This window comes from Virgibacillus dokdonensis (assembly GCF_900166595.1).
Classification (GTDB): Bacteria; Bacillota; Bacilli; order Bacillales; family Amphibacillaceae; genus Virgibacillus; species Virgibacillus dokdonensis.
Genome location: NZ_LT745763.1, coordinates 388,752 through 406,986, shown reverse-complemented (window position 1 = coordinate 406,986; position 18,235 = coordinate 388,752). Strand labels below are relative to the sequence as shown.

The following is an 18,235-nucleotide window of genomic DNA, read 5'->3' as shown; positions in this document are numbered from 1 at the left end:
AATCATACTATATTTCGCACATATCAGAAAAACTATTCAATTATATCATAAATTCTTATGTAAAGTAAAATTTGAGGTATGTGTCAAGTTTTTCTCAACATAGTTATCACCTCATTATTTCCAGAACTCTATTTATGTAGACTTTTATTGGTTTTTAATGCAACATTTGTTTTAAAAAACATGTAAGCGAAATGTAGCTAGTGACCACTGCGGAAAATCACTACGCTAACATGTTATTTTATAATAGAGTACCTTCTCTTTTTGGACTAGAAATTAGCCCTAATATCTTCCTCGAGATATATTTCACACATACTTGTGGTCATTTATAACGAATAATTCCATAAGAAAATGCGTTTATTTTACGAAGATGACTTCATCTAAATAAGTGATCATTCCCAGTTAGTTATCTTTTCATTTTAAAAAACGACATAATTCTCTTCTTTTCTTTAAATTTGTAAATAACTTTGGACGAATATATTTGTACTATCATTCTCAAAAATACAGATGAAATCCCCATTTATGTAAACAACAACCCACATTTTCCCTATAAAAGAAAATGTAGTATAAAAAAACCTTATTTAAAGTATATACGCTATAAAAATCACACTTTTTTCTCAATACAAATTATTATAAATTACTAGTATAATAGGAGTTAATATAAGCCATATCTAGGAGGTGACTATCTATTTGTTAGACATAGGTTCTATTATTAAATTGCAGCGAACGAAACGTAATATGACACAAGAAGAATTATCAGCAGGTATTGTTTCTTTATCCTATTTATCAAAAATAGAAAATCAAAAAGCAAAAGCTAATCCAGAAATCATTCAATCGCTCTGCAATCGTCTAGACATTGAGCTTGTCGAAACGCCAGATGTACAATTAGAAGAAAAATGTAAGCAATGGTATGACATCCTCTATGACCGTTATGATAAACAAGAAATGATAGCTAAATTTGAAGAATTGCAAGAAGTAATGAATCGTAGTATCAACGACCAAACCATCATGTTTGAAATTCATCAAATTCGTTATTATGTAGTCTTACGCGACTTAAAACGTGCTTTACATAAGATGAATGAACTGCACGAAATGGCCGACGCATTTAATGCTACGCATAAATATTACTGGAATAAATTCAAAGGGAATTACTACTCCTTTAAAGAAAAATTTCAACAATCTTTACATTGCTATCAACAAGCAGAGAAAGCGATTCAATTATCTGATATTAACGAAAGTGAAGTTGCTGATTTGCATTATGCGATATCTATTGAATATTGCAAATTATCCAATGGATTAGAAACGATTAATTATGCTAACAAAGCTATGGTCGTGTTTCAACAAGAGTACAATTTTGTACGTTGTGCGCAATGTCATATCTTGCTAGGGATTTCATACCAACGAATTAAAATGAATGAACTTGCATTAACAAATTATAATCAGGCGTTGTATCTAGGTAAATTAAGCAACAATAAAGAAGTGATCCAGTTAGCCTATCTTAATCTAGGTATGTTTTATTTTAGCATTGGAGATTCAAAACAATCTATTGAAAACTATTTAATCGCCCTAAACACTACAGATACAGATTATAAAATTAAATTAGAAGTGATTACCAGTTTAATAAAAAACTTCTACCAAAATAAGGAATACGAACAAACGAAAAAATATTTGCAACTTGGGAGAGAAGCGCTACATCTAGCTCAAGACGAAGAATACTATAAATTTTATCATTACACCCTTCAAGTATATACACACTTGCTAAATGGAGAGTTGAACAAACTTACCATAGTATTAGAAGATGTATTTTTACCATATTTAAAGCAAAAAAAATTCTATCAATACTTAATATTTTATGCAACATTAGTAGCATCGCATTTTGAAAAGATAGGGAAGTATAAAAAATCTACACAGTATTATAAGTTAGCTAATAGTGTTATGATCAATTATTAAAATTGTAAGGAGGAATAGTATGAAAAAATTAATTGTCTCATTTACTTGTGGAGCACTTCTAATTGGTGGCATTTTGTTTACTAATAATGTGCAAAAGGACGACAAACTAGCAGGGTTTGGAAATGTCCCTATAGCTACATCCATCGACAACACAAGTGAGATCTAGAAAATTCAGCCTGTAGTCACTTTTATACATGTTGAGCAAAAAGAGCTACCCAACATCTGGATAGCTCTTCTTCTATTTTATACATAACCCCAAATCATTGCTAATAGCGTACCTAAAACTGTAGCTATCGCTATAATAATTCCGTATATGACACTAATATAAATCGATCTTTTATCAGATGATTCCCCAGCGTGCATAAAAACAACTAACTGCAACGTTGCTTGGGCAAATGCGGTAATGACAAGGATGGTCATCCCTACAGCAAATGACATATCCATGAAATAAACAAGTAAGGCGACACCTGTAAGAATGAGCGAGAACACAAAACCCGATACGTGTTTAGCTGGAAATAATTCCTTCATTTTACATCATTCCTTTCAAGTAGATGAAGCTGAAGATGAAAATCCAAACGACATCTAAAAAGTGCCAATAAAGGGAGAAAATGAATGATTTATTCGCTGTTGCTGGTGTTAACCCACGTTTCATCACTTGCATAACGATCATAACACCCCAGAACAGGCCAAAGGTTACGTGTAGTCCATGTGTCCCTAGTGTCGTTAATAAAATAGAAGTAAACGCACTCGTTTGTAAACCTGCACCAACATGTACGTAATGCACAAATTCATAAATCTCGACACCTAGAAAAGCAAGACCTAATACCAACGTGATGATGAAAAAGGTCAGCATTGCCTTTGTACGACCTAATCGCATTGCATGCACGCCAAGACCAATTGTAAAACTACTTGTTAATAAAAGTAACGTTTCAATTAAAACAGGCGTTAATTCAAAAATTTCCGATCCTGAAGGACCGCTTCCTGTTCGATCTACTAATGTAAAGTAAGAAGCAAACAGGGTAGCAAATAACATCACTTCAGCGCCAATAAATATCCAAAAGCCTAAAATATTTAAACGTCCTTGCTCTGTGCTATACTCCAGTGGTTTTGTTTTATCTATTTGCATTATTTAGCACCTCGCAATTCCGATTCTGCTTTCTTTAGTTCTTCAGCAGTAATATGATAACCATCGTCCTTTTCAAAGGAACGGTATGTCATACAAGCTAAAATAGCAATTAATGAAACGATAACCGTAATCCACATACTAAAGATAAACGCAAAACCGAAGATGAAGAAAAACACACTCATAATAAATGGAATACCACTATTGTTTGGCATATGAATATCTTTGTAGCCAGCTTTAAATAGTTTATGTCCACGTTTTTTCGCATCCCAGAACGCCTCACTAGAATTCACTTGCGGTGTAATGGCAAAGTTATATTCAGGTACTGGATTATGTGTTGCCCATTCTAAAGAACGCGCATTCCATGGATCGTCTCCAATGTCCCTAGACGCATATCTCGTACTATAGTAGATATTGTATACAAGCAGCGCAAAACCGATCGCTAAACCGATGGCGCCCACAAAGGAAAGCATATTCCAAATTCCAAAGCCTGTTCCCTCCGAGTAGGTATACATACGACGTGCTTGCCCATCTAAACCAGAGATAAACATTGGGAAGAATGCTAGAACTGTACCTCCAGCAACAAACCAGAAGCCCCATTTACCAATTCGTTCGTTTAGCATAAAGCCAAACATTTTCGGCCACCAGTACGTTAAACCAGCGATCATAGCAAATACGACACCTGGAATAATAACTAAGTGGAAGTGGGCTACTAAGAACATCGTATTATGATATTGATAATCCGCAGAAGCCATACCTAGCATAACTCCTGTCACCCCACCAATCGTAAAGATTGGAATAAAACCTAACGAATACAGCATCGGAACAGTAAACTGGATTTTCCCTTTCCACATCGTAAACAGCCAGTTAAATATTTTTATTCCTGTCGGTACGGCAATCGCCATCGTTGTAATAGAGAAGATACTATTTACAAGCGCACCTTGCCCCATCGTAAAGAAGTGGTGTACCCAAACGACAAAGGACAATAAAGATATAACAACCATGGAAACAACCATCGTTGTGTAGCCATATAAATTCCTGCGAGCGAACGTTGGAATAATTTCACTGTATATACCAAATGCAGGTAGTATTAAAATGTATACTTCTGGATGGCCCCAAACCCAAAACAGGTTGGCCCAAAGCATATCCATACCACCGTCTGTCGTAGTAAAGAAATTAGTTGCAAATAAACGGTCCATCGTACCCATTGCTAAAGCAACCGTTAATACTGGGAACGCAAATACGATAATAACGTTTGTAATTAAACCAGCCCATGTAAACATTGGCATTTTCATTAATGTCATACCTGGAGCACGCATTTTTAAAATCGTTACGATAAAATTAATCCCCGTTATCAGCGTACCTAATCCCGAAATTTGTAGTGCAAGCATGTAATAATTCGTTCCTACAGATGGACTGAGTTCATTTCCTGCAAGCGGAAAATACGATGTCCAACCAGAACTTGGTGACCCACCAATAACGAATGATATATTAAGGAGCATTGCCCCCATAAAGTAAAGCCAAAAACTAAGTGCATTTAAGCGTGGAAATGCTACATCACGTGCACCAATTTGCAATGGAATGACAAAGTTCATTAATGCAATAATAAACGCCATCGCCATGAAAATAATCATCACGACACCATGTGTTGTAAAAATTTCATTATAGTGCTGTGCATCAAGTAATGTATTCTCAGGTACAGCCGTTTGTGCGCGCATCATTAACGCATCTGCTCCACCCCGAAATAGCATTAATAATGCAGAAATCATATACATAATACCTATTTTCTTATGGTCCACCGTTGTCAACCACTCGCGCCATAAATAACCCCATTTTTTAAAATAGGTTAACCCTACAACGACCGCAATGGTCGTTAAAGCGATAGCAACCATAGATGCATATATGGCAGGACTGGGATGCGGTATGGCAAATCGTTCAAAAAACTCCATTCTCTCTTCTCCCTCCTGGAAAATCCTGTTGTAAAACGACGGAATGCTTACTCGTTGTGACTTGCCGCTTCATCTGATTCATGATCATGCTCATTGTTATTATTATCATGTTCGGAATGCTCTGCGTTTTCGCTCTCATGTGATGAATGCTCGCTATGATCCTCTCCACCTGCTCCATGACCCTCATGATGCCCTTTAGGTGGTGGCATAAAGCCAAGATGAGTTCCAGTAAATGTTAATTGTCCTAAATGGCCAGGTTCCAATAACTCATCGAATTTTTCTTCTGTTAGTGGTTTAGCCGTTTGCTTTACTTCTTTTACCCAATCATCAAACTCTTGTTGCGGCATTGCCGTTACATTAAACGTGTTCTCAGCAAATCCTTCCCCACTAAAATTGGAGTTACGTCCCATAAATTCACCAGGAACATCAGCTGCTAAATGTAATGTCGTAATCATATCTGACATCGCATATTTTTGCCCGCCTAGTTGCGGAATCCAAAAACTTGTTATTGGTCCATAAGAATATAACTTAAATTCTAGCGGTCTATCTGTTGGCACATAAAGATAGTTGACTGTTTCAATATCTTGTTCTGGGTAGCTGAAATGCCATTTCCAGTCAGAAGAGGATGCATAAACAACTAATGGTTCTTTATCTCCATACCCTTCTGGCTTAGCCTCTACCTCATACGTGCTTTGTACAGAAATAATAGAAAGCACAGCCACAATAATAATTGGTATTCCTACTACAATACTTTCTACTATTTTATTTCCTTCAATATGTGGAGGCTCATAGGAATCGGCTTGTTTCGAACCTCGATATTTGATAAGTATATATACTAGCATTACAAATACAGTAATAACGATAAATGCCATAATAGCAATAGAGATCCAAATCACATCTGCTTGCGTTTGTGCTTGTGGACCTTTTGGATCAAGCACCGTTAACGGTTCACAGCCAGTTAGTACTGCTGTTAATGTGAATAGAGCTCCTAATATGGCCCATTTCAATTTCATAAAGATACCCCTCCCCCTAGATTCATGTTGTTGTGATATATTTTAGAATTAGTATTTTGCTTTTAAACAAATTACCGTTTAATTATCATAATCCCACATATTTTTGAGCACAACCCCATACTTAAACTGTCAAAAAATGTTCACGAATTGTGTTACAAATTAACGAAAATTTAATGTATAATTTTCGTATATTAATAGCGTTTATTATTAATTGTGTCATTCAAAGCAACAAAATGGATTATTTTGATCATAAATTCACAAATGTACGCGTTATTGCTGAAAGCCAATTTTAAACACAAAACGATTAACTAGTCACAAGATTAGATAATAACCATTAAAAATAAGCCTAGAATGATCTAGACTTAGAAAGTTTACATGAATGCTATCCTTCACTACTATTTAATTTTCCTTCGTTTCATGAAGCTTAAAATTAACGGGAAAAAAGTGAATGTAATAAGAAGTGGTAACATCCAAGCATCTAAACCTTCCCACCAGTTCATTGCTATAAAAATACTTTCCAATGTAATGATTGAAAAAATAATCAGACAAATGTTCTTTAATTGATTCATCATTTTTCTACTATGCAAATAAAAAGCTTTGGCATTTGCTTCATTAAAACGCTTTGGATAATTATGTGATTCAGGGTACCTCTCCATCACCCCCATAAATGTCGCAGTAAAAATACCAGGTATAAGTATAATAAGCAATTCCCACTTTGAACCCCATCGTGTGATTTCACCAGCGCTATTAAAATGAGCTGGTACTTCATTTGGTATATATTTCCATACCCATATAACAAAGATGATTGTTCCTAAAAAAATCGTATAACCAATAGCATTCCAAATTCGCTCTCCTCTTGTCTTAGGAATTTTCATTTGTGGTCGCTTGGAAGAATTTTTCATCACTTCTCCCTCCTTTCCGCATTTCTTATAATAGTTTCACTTAGCACTAAATATGTTAGAAAAACTTACTCGTCGCCAAGTCTTATGGCGAAAGCCTTTATTTTTCTTCTACTATAAACCTTTATACTCTTATAAGTACCTAATAGTAAAAAATTTGCATGCGCTCCATTAGTACAGTTTGGTTCACCATCAAAAATGACACATAAGGATTTTAAGAATCGTTGCATTATTTAATAACAGTGTGCTATATTAATAGTACAATTTTTAAATTTCAAATCAAAGGAGTGAAGGTTATCTATGTTATTATCTGCTGTGCTTCAAATTGCTTGTGCTTAACGACGGGAGAAGTATGCCCTTTTTTCAAAACAAGCCTTGCAAGTTACAAGCAGCGGATAATTACCTGAACTCATTATATAATATGATGAAAGATACGTATATACTCATTTCATCAGTTTTGAGCAGGGCCGTGCGCTCTGCTTTTTTATATGCTATAAATAGCATAAGCACGTGCTCTAATGGAGCTTCTTATCATCCATTTCGTTCGCGTATTATCTCCTTGTACTTGCAAGCAATTTATTTGATAACTATTAGCAAAAAGGAGAAATGATCATGAGTTTATTAGACGTGCAAAACCTAACCCATAGTTATGGTGACAAAACCGTATTAAAAGATATATCTTTTCGATTACTAAAAGGAGAGCATATTGGGCTTGTTGGACCTAACGGAGCTGGGAAATCAACCCTGTTTCATATTCTTACTGCATATATAATCCCAGATGAAGGAACTGTACAATGGCACCCTAAAGCCCATGTTGGAAGCTTAGAACAGCATATCCATCTAAATAGCGGTCAATCAATCAGACAGTTTTTACAAACAGCTTTTCAAGATTTATTTTTAGCCGAAGAAGAAATGCTAGCTATTACAGGGAAGATGGCTTCTGCCAAACCAGAAAACCTAGATGAATTATTGCATCACTATAGCAAACTTCAAGCAAAATTAGATCAACATGACTTCTATCAAATTCCCGCTAAAATAGAAGAAGTAGCGGCAGGACTTGGAATTTCACAACTTGGGCTAGAAACAGACGTAAGTCAATTAAGTGGCGGACAACGAACAAAACTATTGTTGGGCAAGTTACTGCTAGAAGAGCCTGATATTTTATTATTAGATGAGCCGACAAACTACTTAGATACTGCTCATATTGCATGGCTCACATCCTATTTACAAACGTATCCGCATGCTTTTATTCTCATTACACATGACACAGGTTTTATGAACAAAGTCGTGCAATGTATTTACCACCTTGAGCACAAGCAATTAACAAGATATCCGGGAAATTATGAGCAATTTCTTCAAGCATATGAACTACGGAGAAGACAAATTTATCTTGAATATCAAAAACAACAAGAAGAAATTAGCAAATTAGAAACCTATATTCAAAAAAACAAAGCGCGTGCCTCTACCGCCAAACAAGCGAAAAGTAGAGAAAAGAAGTTAAACAAAATGGAACGTGTGGAAAAGCCAAGCCATAACCCAAAACCTATTTTCAACTTTTCCGTTTCAGCACAACCGGCAAACATCGTACTGGAAACAAAAGACTTAACTATCGGTTATGAAACAGCCTTGTTTTCTGATGTAAATGTAAAATTACAACGTGGTGAAAAAATCGCCTTAACAGGTCATAATGGAATAGGAAAAACGACCACTTTAAAGACATTACTAGGAAAGCTACAACCCCTAAATGGAAATGTAAGCATTGGCGATCGCGTACGACCAGCTTATTTTGAACAAGAGATGCCAGCGGTCGGAAAACATACGGCCTTAGAAGAAGTCTGGAACGCGTATCCTGATTTGACCCAAAAAGAAATAAGAAAAACGTTAGCGCGTTGCGGACTTCGCTCAGAACATATTTTTCAAAAGCTGCACTCTCTTAGCGGTGGAGAACAATCAAAAGTAAGGTTATGCAAGCTAATGCTTGCTAAAAGCAATGTGCTAATTTTAGATGAACCGACCAACCACTTAGATGTTGCGACAAAAGACGCTCTTATGGGAGCTTTACAACAATATACCGGAACATTAATACTTGTTTCCCATGAACGGGAATTTTATGAAAATTGGATCACTAACATTTGGAACATGGAAGATTGGAAATAATATCTTTACATGACAATTGGTGTAACGAGCGTCCATGGGGTGCTTGCTACACCATCCATAAAAACTTGACTAATTACCTCGTTTTGCACACGCTGCAGTTTTTACGATGGGAATACTTTCAATTTTTACCTTTCCTTAGCTCAAGTGTATAACCTATAGCTCTTCAACAAAATAGTATCTAGGTGCTGTAGACGCGCAGTTAGTTGACGAATTTAATTTCCAATACTGGAAGTGGGCGCCTTGTAGCACCTTATATTGAACAAAGGCGCAAGCGCCCGTTTAGCAACGTAACGAGTGGAACGAACAAATGAGATAAAGGAATCACGGTGAGGCACGAACCGATGATGACTTAGCTTAGGGCATTGGAGTGAAGTCGCCTAGTTGCTGAGCAATGGAGCTGGACGTGGCTATTACGTTAAATCGGTATCCAAAAGCAACAAATTTTATACTTTCTTATTATTTTAGAAAAACTTGGCTTCTCGCCAAGTCTTATGGCGAGAAGCCTTTGTTTTTCTTCTACTATAAACCTTTAAACTTTTACAATTTCTTACAGTGTAAAAAAACTTATTATTCTACAAAATATTTCCCAGGAAATACGACATTATTTTTTAGAAAAATGAAGACTTATCGCCACTTCTTTATGGAAAAAGCCCTCGTTTTCCATCTACTATAAAACCTAGTGTAAAAAATAGAAATTCCCCTCTACTCTCCTACTATGGCTTCATTGGTGAAATTTTTATTTTGCTTCGTATAGGTTAATGTCCAACCGGTAAATCCATATAAAATCGTTAATAACGGAGAAAGTAAACAGAAAAATGCAAATGGTAAGTAAGCCAAAGTAGATACGCCCAACACGGACGTAATAAAAACGCCACACACGCTCCATGGTACGAGGGGGTTAATCACTGTTCCAGCATCTTCAGAAACTCTAGATAAATTTTTGTTTTCCAAGCCTACCTTAGCATAGCGAGGTTGGTATGTCTCACCCGTTAACAAAATGGATAAATACTGTTCACCAATTAAAACATTAATTCCAATTGCCGTTGTAGCAGAAGCCAAGACAACGGAAAACACTCTATTTAAAAGATGATCAATGGATACAAGTAAGCGAGGAATTATTCCGAGTGTAAACAGTAACCCACCCATACTTAGGGCAAGTAACACAAGACTAATAGTAAATAACATGCCATTGATTCCACCGCGCGTTAACAAAGCGTCAATAGCCTCAACCCCTGTGTCGGAATGAAATCCATCCATAAGTGTACCAAAAAGCTGACCTATAGATAGGGATTGATGAAGATACATAATACCTATAGCGGTTATGGCCCCCGCTGCCAATGTTATAATAGCTGGCACCTTTTTAATCGAAAAAATGAGTAACACGAGAAATGGAATCACAGCGTTTTCCCAATGAATTAAACCAGTCTTTAATAACCCTGTTTGGAAATTAGCCATTCTTTCGAAGTTGGCATCTATTAGATTAGGCGATATAAAGAAAAAAATAAGTAACGTAATGATAAATGCGGGAATCGTTGTTCCCATCATATTCTTTATATGTTCAAATAAATCTACCTGCAATGTGGATGATGCCATATTCGTTGTATCTGATAATGGTGACATTTTATCTCCAAAAAATGCTCCAGAAACAATTGCCCCTGCAGTAATAGCTAAAGAAGCATCAACTGCACCAGAAATACCAATAAAGGCAACACCTACTGTAGCAATCGTTGTTAAAGAACTACCGACGACAAGCCCAATAAGAGCAGTGACAATAAAGACAATGACAAAGTAAAAATTTGGTGTCACCAACTGGAATCCTGCGTACATCATAGTCGGAATCGTTCCACCTGCCATCCAGGCAGCAATTAATATTCCAATAAAGAAAAAAATAAAAACTGCTCCCATTCCAGATTTGGCTCCTTCTGCAATTCCCCGCTCCAAAAGCCTGTATGGAACCCGCTTGAATATCCCATAAACACAAAGAACTAGCAAAGAAATAATTAGCGGAACATGTGGTGCTGCCTCTACAAAAATGATACTCAAACTAATGATACATATAATAAGCACTGTTACAAATAGAGATTCTCGAAGCGAAGGCGATTGGACAGCTTTTATACGGTACATATCTTCGTTCCCTTCCCTTATAATAATTTGATGAAAGTAAAAAACAAGAAGTAAAGCATCCAATATTCCATCAGCGTTTTACCTCGTTAACTTACTCCATGCTTTATGAAATAATAAAGTGAATCTCAATCAGTGAAGAATTTTGTTGATTTTTAGTAGCCCAAGAGTATGACCTAAAGGCCTTTAAACAAATTGGGATTTAGGTGTTATTTTTACTCCCATTGCTTTTTACATATAAGCTTGTGCGTAACTCGCTTTAAAGTTTGAAGATGTGCGCTAAACAAATTTAGGTGGGAACAACTGCGACTAAGTTCCCTTTCCTGTGAAAAATGTAAGTTATTTCCATATAGTATAAAGAGATAAGTGACAACTATCCACGAATTGAAATGTTACTTTATATCCCATTTGGGTCTTCGGCTACGACTATAAAAATTATTTCGGTGCTGCTGCTCATCTAACATTCTCTCGCATTCCCTACGCGCCGCTTCTACCGTAGTAATATTAGCATCTTGGGCATCCTTAAATAATTGAAGTATTGTATCATATATAGAAGCTACCTTTTTCAGTACACGTTCTTTATTCACCCCATATAGCTCATCAGCAATTTGAATAAGTCCTCCTGCATTAACAATATAATCAGGCGCATATAGAATCTCTTTTTCAGTCAAAGACGCTGCATATTTGTCACATGCTAACTGGTTGTTAGCTGATCCAACCACAGCCTTTACGTTGAGCAATTGAATTGTTTCTTCATTAATAATCCCCCCTATCGCACACGGCATAAAGATATCAGCATTTACTCGATATATTTCTTCTGCACTAACAACTTGAATACAATGTTGCTTATCTCTTACTTCATTTAAAAAACTTTTGATAACGCTTTCATTAGCATCCGTAACATATACAAATGCACCAGCTTCTAACAAATGTACAGCAACTTTTCTTCCAACCTTTCCCAAACCTTGTATGGCATACACCCTATCAAGAGAATCGTTATGAAACAAAAACTGGTTTGTCGCTTTTAAAGCATATAGGATGCCTTTGGCAGTTGGTATGGATGAATCACCACTTCCTCCAAATGATTCTGGAATACCATTAATGAATTTCGTTTCCTTGGCTGCATGAATAAAATCGTTCATACTTGTTCCCATATCTGTTCCGGTGATAAATCTGCCATTTAATGAATCTACAAACTGACCGAGTGCTCGAAACATAGCAGGCGATTTATCTTTATTCGGATCACCAATGATGACCGCCTTACCTCCTCCAAAATCTACGTCACTTATTGCACATTTCGCTGTCATCCCTTCCGATAAAAGAAGGGCATCTTCCAAAGCTTCTTGAACACTTGAATAAGGATACATACGTGTGCCGCCTAGAGCAGGTCCTAGCGTCGTATTATGTATAGCTATAATTGCTTTTAACCCAGACTGACGATCATTACAAAAAACAACTTGCTCGTGATTCGCTATCTTTTGAAACAGGTCTACCTCTTGCAATTGTTCTACTTGCTTCAATTCTAAATCCCCCTCTCACTTCGTTGCGATACGCACTTTTTCTTGAATAACTTCTTTCGGTAAGACTACTTGTTTTACCTTTCCTTTGCCAATCCTTCCATGCTCATTTGTTACGTAAACCTTTGTCAGTAGCTCTCTTTTACTCACCTCTATAACAGTAGCCTCTAAATGAATAGTAGTACCTACACCCGAAGGAGCAATATGCTCAACGCTTACTGCAGCGCCCATTCCTTCTTCATCCTGTTCTAAATAAGGAATTAGTAATTGCCTTGACACCCATTCCATGTGATAAACCATAGAGGCTGTTGAATACACAGGATGAATTACTTCTCCATTGAATTGGGCTACCATTTCCTCTTTGACTTCTACCGTCATCTGCTTCGATTGGCCAATATACAAACCTTCTTTCACTTCACTACACCTCACTTTTTCCCCAGATATAAAGTACTGCAAGGCTCCCGCTACAAGATTTGGAACAAGTGAGCTGGATAAGTTAAGGTAACAGCACTTCATTTCCAAATCTTTTGCAGTCTTTAGGCCTTTTCCTAAAGTACAAACAATTAGTAGGGGGAAGAAAGGTAACCCCTACTGATGGCAGATTCATTTTATATACCTCATTAGAAGTGACAGTGTTTTGATTCCAAATTTTCAGCATATTAAGTATTTTGTTATATTTTAATATAATTTATTATCTTAGTCAACAGAGGACTGTAAACTATAGGTACTCTTCCCACTATATTTTATTGCTTCGTGAAGTCGGCTAGTTGCTGGGCGCTGGAGCCGGACGCGACTGTCCATTAGCACCTCATTTTATGATTTCTTATCTTTTAAAAAATAAAAATCCAGATGTTGTTTCTCTCATCTGGACTGAACTTTACCAATATACATCAATACTCCTCTTAAGCCTTTTTGGATATGCACCTTCATGGAATTTGTCGCTTCTTCCACCTTACCTTCTAATAAAAAGCCAACTAGCTTTTCATGCTCTTTTACAAAAGAAGGGTAGAATTCTCCCTTTATCATTGTAATCCGCATATAATGAATTTTTGTCCTTATGTTTTCAAGTAACTCCATGAGCTGTTTATTTTTTGAAGCTTGAATGATAATATCATGAAATGCTTGATCTAATTTGCTCAATTCCATTGTTTGTTTTTGCTCATAAGCCTCATACGTCAATTCCAGGTTGTTTTGTAACTTCTGTTTATCTTCATATGTAATATGTTCTATAGCAAGATTAATCGCTAGCGCCTCCAGACTTTCTCTACATTGAAATACATCAATGACATCCTGTACTGCCGGATGGTAAACCCTTACAAAACCATCATTGTAGATTAATAACCCATCTTGAATCAGCATACGAAAAGCCTCTCTTACCGGCCCTCTGCTTATTCCTAATTGATTAGCAATTTTGGCTTCCACAACACGCTCCCCTGGTCGATACGCTCATTCTAATATTTCTTCTTTCAAGATAGCATACGTTTGTAGATGAAGTGATTCTGGTTTGACAATACGCATGTAAGTCCCCCCTTGTTCCTTTATCTAGTTTGTTTTTTCTATAATTTCTGAATATAACCATTGTACCAAAACTACGCTATTTTGTTACCTCCATTTTTCTACAAAATGAACAACATGAGCAAAACGAAGGCTTTCACCATGGAGACTTGGCGCCAGCCTTCGTTTTCAGCTAAAGTCTATACTTTATTATAATATACAAAATCACTTATCTACGAAATTCTCGTAGGTTGTAAACGCACTTTCATTATTCATGTTAGCTCGTAAGCCCTTCTTATCATGTAAAAAGTAAACTAAGCTATCCGATCTAACTCTTTCTTCATATATTCGTTAGCATATGACTTCCCATACTTCTTTATTGAATAAGTATACAAAATACATCCTAAAATGGTCCATGCCCCAATAATAAACCACTCATACGGCCATGCTAAAGAAGATGGCATGCCAGGCATATAAAGTATAACCACACCAATAGACATAAGTACAGCAATCCAGCCAATGAAAGTTCCACCAGGTAGTTTAAAAGGCCGATTCATATGTGGCTCTCTTTTTCTTAGCAAAATAAATGAAATGGACACCATTAGCCATGCAACCACAAGCCCTAACCCACCTGAATTAACTAACCAGACAAGGGAGGGTCTGCCAAGTAATGGTGCTGCTGTTGAAAGTATTGCAATTAATATAATTGCTCGATAAGGTGTTTTGTATTTCGGATGTAATTTTCCCAAAGCCTTTGGTAGCATTCCAGCATTTGCTAACGCATAAATGGCTCGACTCCCTCCCACATAAAAGCCAAGCCAGCTTGTCAAAATACCTCCAATGCCACCGAGTACGAGAACATTCCCCATTAAATTACTATCTCCAAACGCTTTTGCCATGGCGTCAGCTGTTACTAAATTTGACGCAGCGAGTTCTTCAGGGTTTAAAATACGTGATACTCCAAAAATAATGGCAATATACCAGATAACTGCTAAAATAACCGATACGATAAGAAGTTGACCAATTTTCCGCTGTGGCAAATTAATCTCTTCCGCTGCTTGAGGTATTACATCGAAGCCTACAAACATAAAAGGCGTCATAATAATTACAGTAAATATACCCGTTGTACCTGCTTTAATGAGTGGCTGCATATTGTCCATATTTCCACCAAATGTACTTCCGGTAATTAACATGATTCCTGCCGCAAGAATGAAAGCGGTTAAAATTACAGAAATAACAGTTGTTAACTTAATACCATGATAGTTAATCCAAGCTATTGTTAGAGAACCAATCATGCCGACCCCTACCCAGGTTACTGTAACATCCCATCCTGCTATGGTATATAAATATCCCTGACTATAATCAGGCACCATATATTCAAATACAGTTGGCAACGCAACAGCTTCAAAAGCTACCACGGATACATAGCCAAGAATAATTGACCATGTCGCTACAAAGGAAGCCCCTCTCCCCATTGCTTTAAATGTGTATACATGCTCCCCACCAACAAGTGGAAGAGCAGAAGCTAATTCAGCGTATGTTAAACCTACAAACACAACCAGTAAACCACCAATTGCAAATGCCAGAATAGCCCCAAAAGAGCCCGCTTCTGTAATCCATAGTCCCGAGGTAACAACCCATCCCCAGCCAATCATTGCTCCAAAAGCAAGTGCCAGCACATCTTTATTACTAAGTATCTTTAAAAGCTTATCCGAATCATTCAATACACTTCCTCCTCTTTCATTCAAGGTCTATAGCATTAGAAAAAGCTGACTTATCGCCACCGAAACTTTATAACGTAAGCCACCATTTACTTCTACATAAGCTTTAACCTATCGTGTTCGAAAAAATTTACATGTGGTTTTGTAAATAGGGAAATTTCCGAATATTATCTACGAATTTTTGGATATTCTAATGTCTTGTCACAAGAAGTTATTTATCGTATGAAACAGATGAACCGACATAGAATGACAAGGATGAAGGCAAAAAAGGGAATCTCCAATTAAAGGGGATTTTCTTTTATCTCACCTCTTATTGTTTCGTACCCCAAGGGATTGACCTGATGACCTCGTATGAAAAATAGGATTTAGGTGCTGTTATCTCCCATGGTTCAACTTATATCTTCCAAGCTTAAAGCAGGAGTCTTACAGCACCTTATATGAGGGATAAAAGTATTCGGTATTCCATCCTTGTCATTAAAAATTTAGAGGAAAATTACTCCGCTTTTATTCCAAGCTGTTGCTGTACTTTCAAAATGGCTTCATAGATAGCTTCTACTAATTTATCCACCTGCTTCTGATTTATAATTAGCGGAGGGGCAAGGCAAATGATATTCGTATGGTCATACGTAACACTGCGACAAATAACCCCAAGTTCATGTAGCGCTTCTATTACTTTAGGAGCCACCTGTAGATTGGAGGAAAAGGGCTTATTCGTAGCCGGATTTTGCATCAGCTCAACTGCACCTAGTAATCCAACAAATCGGACGTCCCCTACAATTTCCAGACGATTTTTCACCTTTTTTAATCCATGTAAAAGCGCGTCTCCCATTCGTTTTGAATTCTCTACCAAACGTTCTTCTTTTATTATTGATATATTTTTTAATGCGACCGCGGCAGCAGTTGGGTGTCCACTATAAGTAAAACCATGAAATAGCGTACCAACAGATTTTTCCTTTAACACTTCATGTATGGGATCGGAGACAACAACCCCTCCAAGAGGGAAGTAACCGCTTGTCACTCCTTTAGCAAAAGTCATGACATCCGGAATAACATCCCAATTCTCGATCCCAAACATCTTCCCTGTTCTTCCAAAACCCGTAATCACTTCATCTGCTACAAATAGAATGCCATAAGCATTGCAAACTTCTCTTATTCTAAGGAAGTAGTCCTCAGGCGGTATAATAACTCCTCCTGCTCCTTGAACAGGTTCCGCAAAAAAAGCTGCAATTGTTTCTGGACCTGCTTCCTCAATCGCTTGACAAAGTGACTGAACGGCTTGTTCTGTCGTATTATTATAATGGGTGTCGACATGAAGAAAGTCTGTCATCATATGACCAGCCATTCCCCAAAATTCTGGAATTCCCGTTACACTTGTAGAAGCAGCAGCCACACCATGATAACTGCGTTTCAGAGAAATAATTTTTCGCTTGTTTGGTTTTCCTTGTATTTTCCAATAATGACGCACAAGCTTCACCGCTGAGTCATTTGATTCAGAGCCTCCTGATGTGAAAAACACCGCATTCAATCCTTCTGGAGTTATAGAAGCAATTTTCTCAGCGAGCCTGATTGCTGGCTCATGACTAAACGTGGAGAAAGCAGAACTAAATGCCATTTTTTTCATTTGTTGAGCAGCAGCTTCTGCCAATTCTACTCTTCCATGTCCGACATTTACATTCCATAGAGAAGAAACACCATCGATATATGTTTTACCAGTAACATCTGTTAAATAAATACCGTCCCCTTCTTTCATTATTACCTTCGCACCCTTCTGTTGTTGCTCTTGTATCGATGATGTTGGATGGATGAAATGCTTCTTATCCAACTCGGTCAAACTACGCATTGTTCATTCCCCCTCTAAAATATTTTAGTATATTCCATTTATATGGAATGCCCTATTTCTCCATACCTTTTCTTACTAATGCACAGAGAATAAAAATTAGAAAAACTCGGGTATTGCCAAGTCTGTATGGCAGTGGCCGTCGTTTTACTTATACGATAAAGCCCAAATTTTCACTTCCCTATCGTGCAAAAAAACCAGCCATAAAGACAAATGGTACGAAATTGTACTTTGTCCCTATAACTGGTTTCTACCTAATGATCCGCTTTACTTCAACAGTAAAGTCGATTAGATTTAGCAGCTTATCCATGTCAAAAGGTCTAGAGTCTTACTTTGCTTCGTCAACTTTTTTGACTTAATTTTCATTTAGCCTTTTATACATAGTATTCAATTTTAATAATTTAATTTTACCGAAAATTCAATCAAGATGCAATGATAATTTTTTATTTCTCGTAAG

14 protein-coding genes and 1 pseudogene are annotated in these 18,235 nt (G+C 36.8%); 3 read left to right on the top strand and 12 right to left on the bottom strand.

Annotated features, from left to right (window positions below; all coding sequences use genetic code 11):
• Positions 1-687: 687 nt before the first annotated feature.
• Together B2C77_RS03605 and B2C77_RS21545 are read left to right on the top strand one after the other, a co-directional pair.
• On the top strand, positions 688-1,947 hold the full coding sequence (locus B2C77_RS03605) for a helix-turn-helix domain-containing protein (protein WP_077702454.1): 1,260 nt from the start codon (positions 688-690) through the stop codon (positions 1,945-1,947).
• 19 nt (positions 1,948-1,966) lie between these two features.
• The gene (locus B2C77_RS21545; RefSeq protein ID WP_170861730.1) at positions 1,967-2,113 is read left to right on the top strand and encodes a hypothetical protein; all 147 of its coding nucleotides are present in this window, start codon (positions 1,967-1,969) and stop codon (positions 2,111-2,113) included.
• 77 nt (positions 2,114-2,190) lie between these two features.
• On the opposite strand, the gene qoxD is transcribed toward B2C77_RS21545, so the two are convergent.
• The 5 genes from qoxD to B2C77_RS03580 form a co-directional block, all read right to left on the bottom strand.
• On the bottom strand, positions 2,191-2,475 hold the full coding sequence (gene qoxD / locus B2C77_RS03600; RefSeq protein WP_077702453.1) for a cytochrome aa3 quinol oxidase subunit IV: 285 nt from the start codon (positions 2,473-2,475) through the stop codon (positions 2,191-2,193).
• 1 nt (position 2,476) lies between these two features.
• On the bottom strand, positions 2,477-3,073 hold the full coding sequence (gene qoxC / locus B2C77_RS03595) for a cytochrome aa3 quinol oxidase subunit III (protein WP_077702452.1): 597 nt from the start codon (positions 3,071-3,073) through the stop codon (positions 2,477-2,479).
• Positions 3,073-5,019: a cytochrome aa3 quinol oxidase subunit I gene (qoxB, locus tag B2C77_RS03590; RefSeq protein ID WP_077702451.1), complete on the bottom strand. Its 1,947-nt coding sequence runs from the start codon at positions 5,017-5,019 to the stop codon at positions 3,073-3,075. Before qoxB ends, qoxC begins: the two co-directional genes overlap by 1 nt.
• Positions 5,020-5,066: 47 nt before the next feature.
• Positions 5,067-6,032 (bottom strand): cytochrome aa3 quinol oxidase subunit II, encoded by a 966-nt coding sequence (gene qoxA, locus B2C77_RS03585; RefSeq protein WP_077702450.1) that lies wholly within the window; start codon positions 6,030-6,032, stop codon positions 5,067-5,069.
• A 395-nt stretch (positions 6,033-6,427) separates the two neighbouring features.
• Positions 6,428-6,934, bottom strand: coding sequence for an SdpI family protein (locus tag B2C77_RS03580; RefSeq protein WP_077702449.1), 507 nt, complete (start codon positions 6,932-6,934; stop codon positions 6,428-6,430).
• Positions 6,935-7,543: 609 nt separating this feature from the next.
• Here B2C77_RS03580 and B2C77_RS03575 point away from each other — a divergent pair.
• Positions 7,544-9,088, top strand: coding sequence for an ABC-F family ATP-binding cassette domain-containing protein (locus B2C77_RS03575; RefSeq protein WP_077702448.1), 1,545 nt, complete (start codon positions 7,544-7,546; stop codon positions 9,086-9,088).
• 702 nt (positions 9,089-9,790) lie between these two features.
• On the opposite strand, the gene nhaC is transcribed toward B2C77_RS03575, so the two are convergent.
• From nhaC to B2C77_RS03545, 7 genes and pseudogenes are all read right to left on the bottom strand, one after another.
• On the bottom strand, positions 9,791-11,212 hold the full coding sequence (gene nhaC / locus B2C77_RS03570) for a Na+/H+ antiporter NhaC (RefSeq protein ID WP_077706813.1): 1,422 nt from the start codon (positions 11,210-11,212) through the stop codon (positions 9,791-9,793).
• 389 nt (positions 11,213-11,601) lie between these two features.
• Positions 11,602-12,729 carry a Leu/Phe/Val dehydrogenase gene (locus B2C77_RS03565; protein WP_077702447.1) on the bottom strand — a complete coding sequence of 376 codons (1,128 nt, stop codon included), beginning with the start codon at positions 12,727-12,729 and terminating at the stop codon, positions 11,602-11,604.
• Positions 12,730-12,744: 15 nt separating this feature from the next.
• Positions 12,745-13,242, bottom strand: coding sequence for a thioesterase family protein (locus B2C77_RS03560; protein ID WP_367946637.1), 498 nt, complete (start codon positions 13,240-13,242; stop codon positions 12,745-12,747).
• A gap of 345 nt (positions 13,243-13,587) precedes the next feature.
• Positions 13,588-14,085, bottom strand: a complete 498-nt coding sequence (locus B2C77_RS03555) for a GntR family transcriptional regulator (RefSeq protein WP_303046192.1) — start codon at positions 14,083-14,085, stop codon at positions 13,588-13,590.
• Positions 14,059-14,157: pseudogene (locus B2C77_RS22305) on the bottom strand (GntR family transcriptional regulator); the annotation flags it as partial. The pseudogene B2C77_RS22305 and the gene B2C77_RS03555, both read right to left, overlap by 27 nt.
• Positions 14,158-14,534: 377 nt before the next feature.
• Positions 14,535-15,944 carry an APC family permease gene (locus B2C77_RS03550; RefSeq protein WP_077702444.1) on the bottom strand — a complete coding sequence of 470 codons (1,410 nt, stop codon included), beginning with the start codon at positions 15,942-15,944 and terminating at the stop codon, positions 14,535-14,537.
• Between the two features lie 490 nt (positions 15,945-16,434).
• The gene (locus B2C77_RS03545; RefSeq protein ID WP_077702443.1) at positions 16,435-17,781 is read right to left on the bottom strand and encodes an aminotransferase family protein; all 1,347 of its coding nucleotides are present in this window, start codon (positions 17,779-17,781) and stop codon (positions 16,435-16,437) included.
• Positions 17,782-18,235 lie beyond the last annotated feature (454 nt).

Excerpts from the sequence above, each read along its gene's own strand:
- qoxC (WP_077702452.1), bottom strand. The coding sequence starts at position 3,073 with ATGCAAATAGATAAAACAAAACCACTGGAGTATAGCACAGAGCAAGGA.
- B2C77_RS03580 (WP_077702449.1), bottom strand. The coding sequence starts at position 6,934 with ATGAAAAATTCTTCCAAGCGACCACAAATGAAAATTCCTAAGACAAGA.
- B2C77_RS03555 (WP_303046192.1), bottom strand. The coding sequence starts at position 14,085 with ATGCTGATTCAAGATGGGTTATTAATCTACAATGATGGTTTTGTAAGG.
- B2C77_RS03560 (WP_367946637.1), bottom strand. The coding sequence starts at position 13,242 with ATGAAGTGCTGTTACCTTAACTTATCCAGCTCACTTGTTCCAAATCTT.
- B2C77_RS21545 (WP_170861730.1), top strand. The coding sequence starts at position 1,967 with ATGAAAAAATTAATTGTCTCATTTACTTGTGGAGCACTTCTAATTGGT.
- qoxA (WP_077702450.1), bottom strand. The coding sequence starts at position 6,032 with ATGAAATTGAAATGGGCCATATTAGGAGCTCTATTCACATTAACAGCA.
- B2C77_RS03575 (WP_077702448.1), top strand. The coding sequence starts at position 7,544 with ATGAGTTTATTAGACGTGCAAAACCTAACCCATAGTTATGGTGACAAA.
- qoxB (WP_077702451.1), bottom strand. The coding sequence starts at position 5,019 with ATGGAGTTTTTTGAACGATTTGCCATACCGCATCCCAGTCCTGCCATA.
- qoxD (WP_077702453.1), bottom strand. The coding sequence starts at position 2,475 with ATGAAGGAATTATTTCCAGCTAAACACGTATCGGGTTTTGTGTTCTCG.
- nhaC (WP_077706813.1), bottom strand. The coding sequence starts at position 11,212 with ATGTACCGTATAAAAGCTGTCCAATCGCCTTCGCTTCGAGAATCTCTA.
- B2C77_RS03545 (WP_077702443.1), bottom strand. The coding sequence starts at position 17,781 with ATGCGTAGTTTGACCGAGTTGGATAAGAAGCATTTCATCCATCCAACA.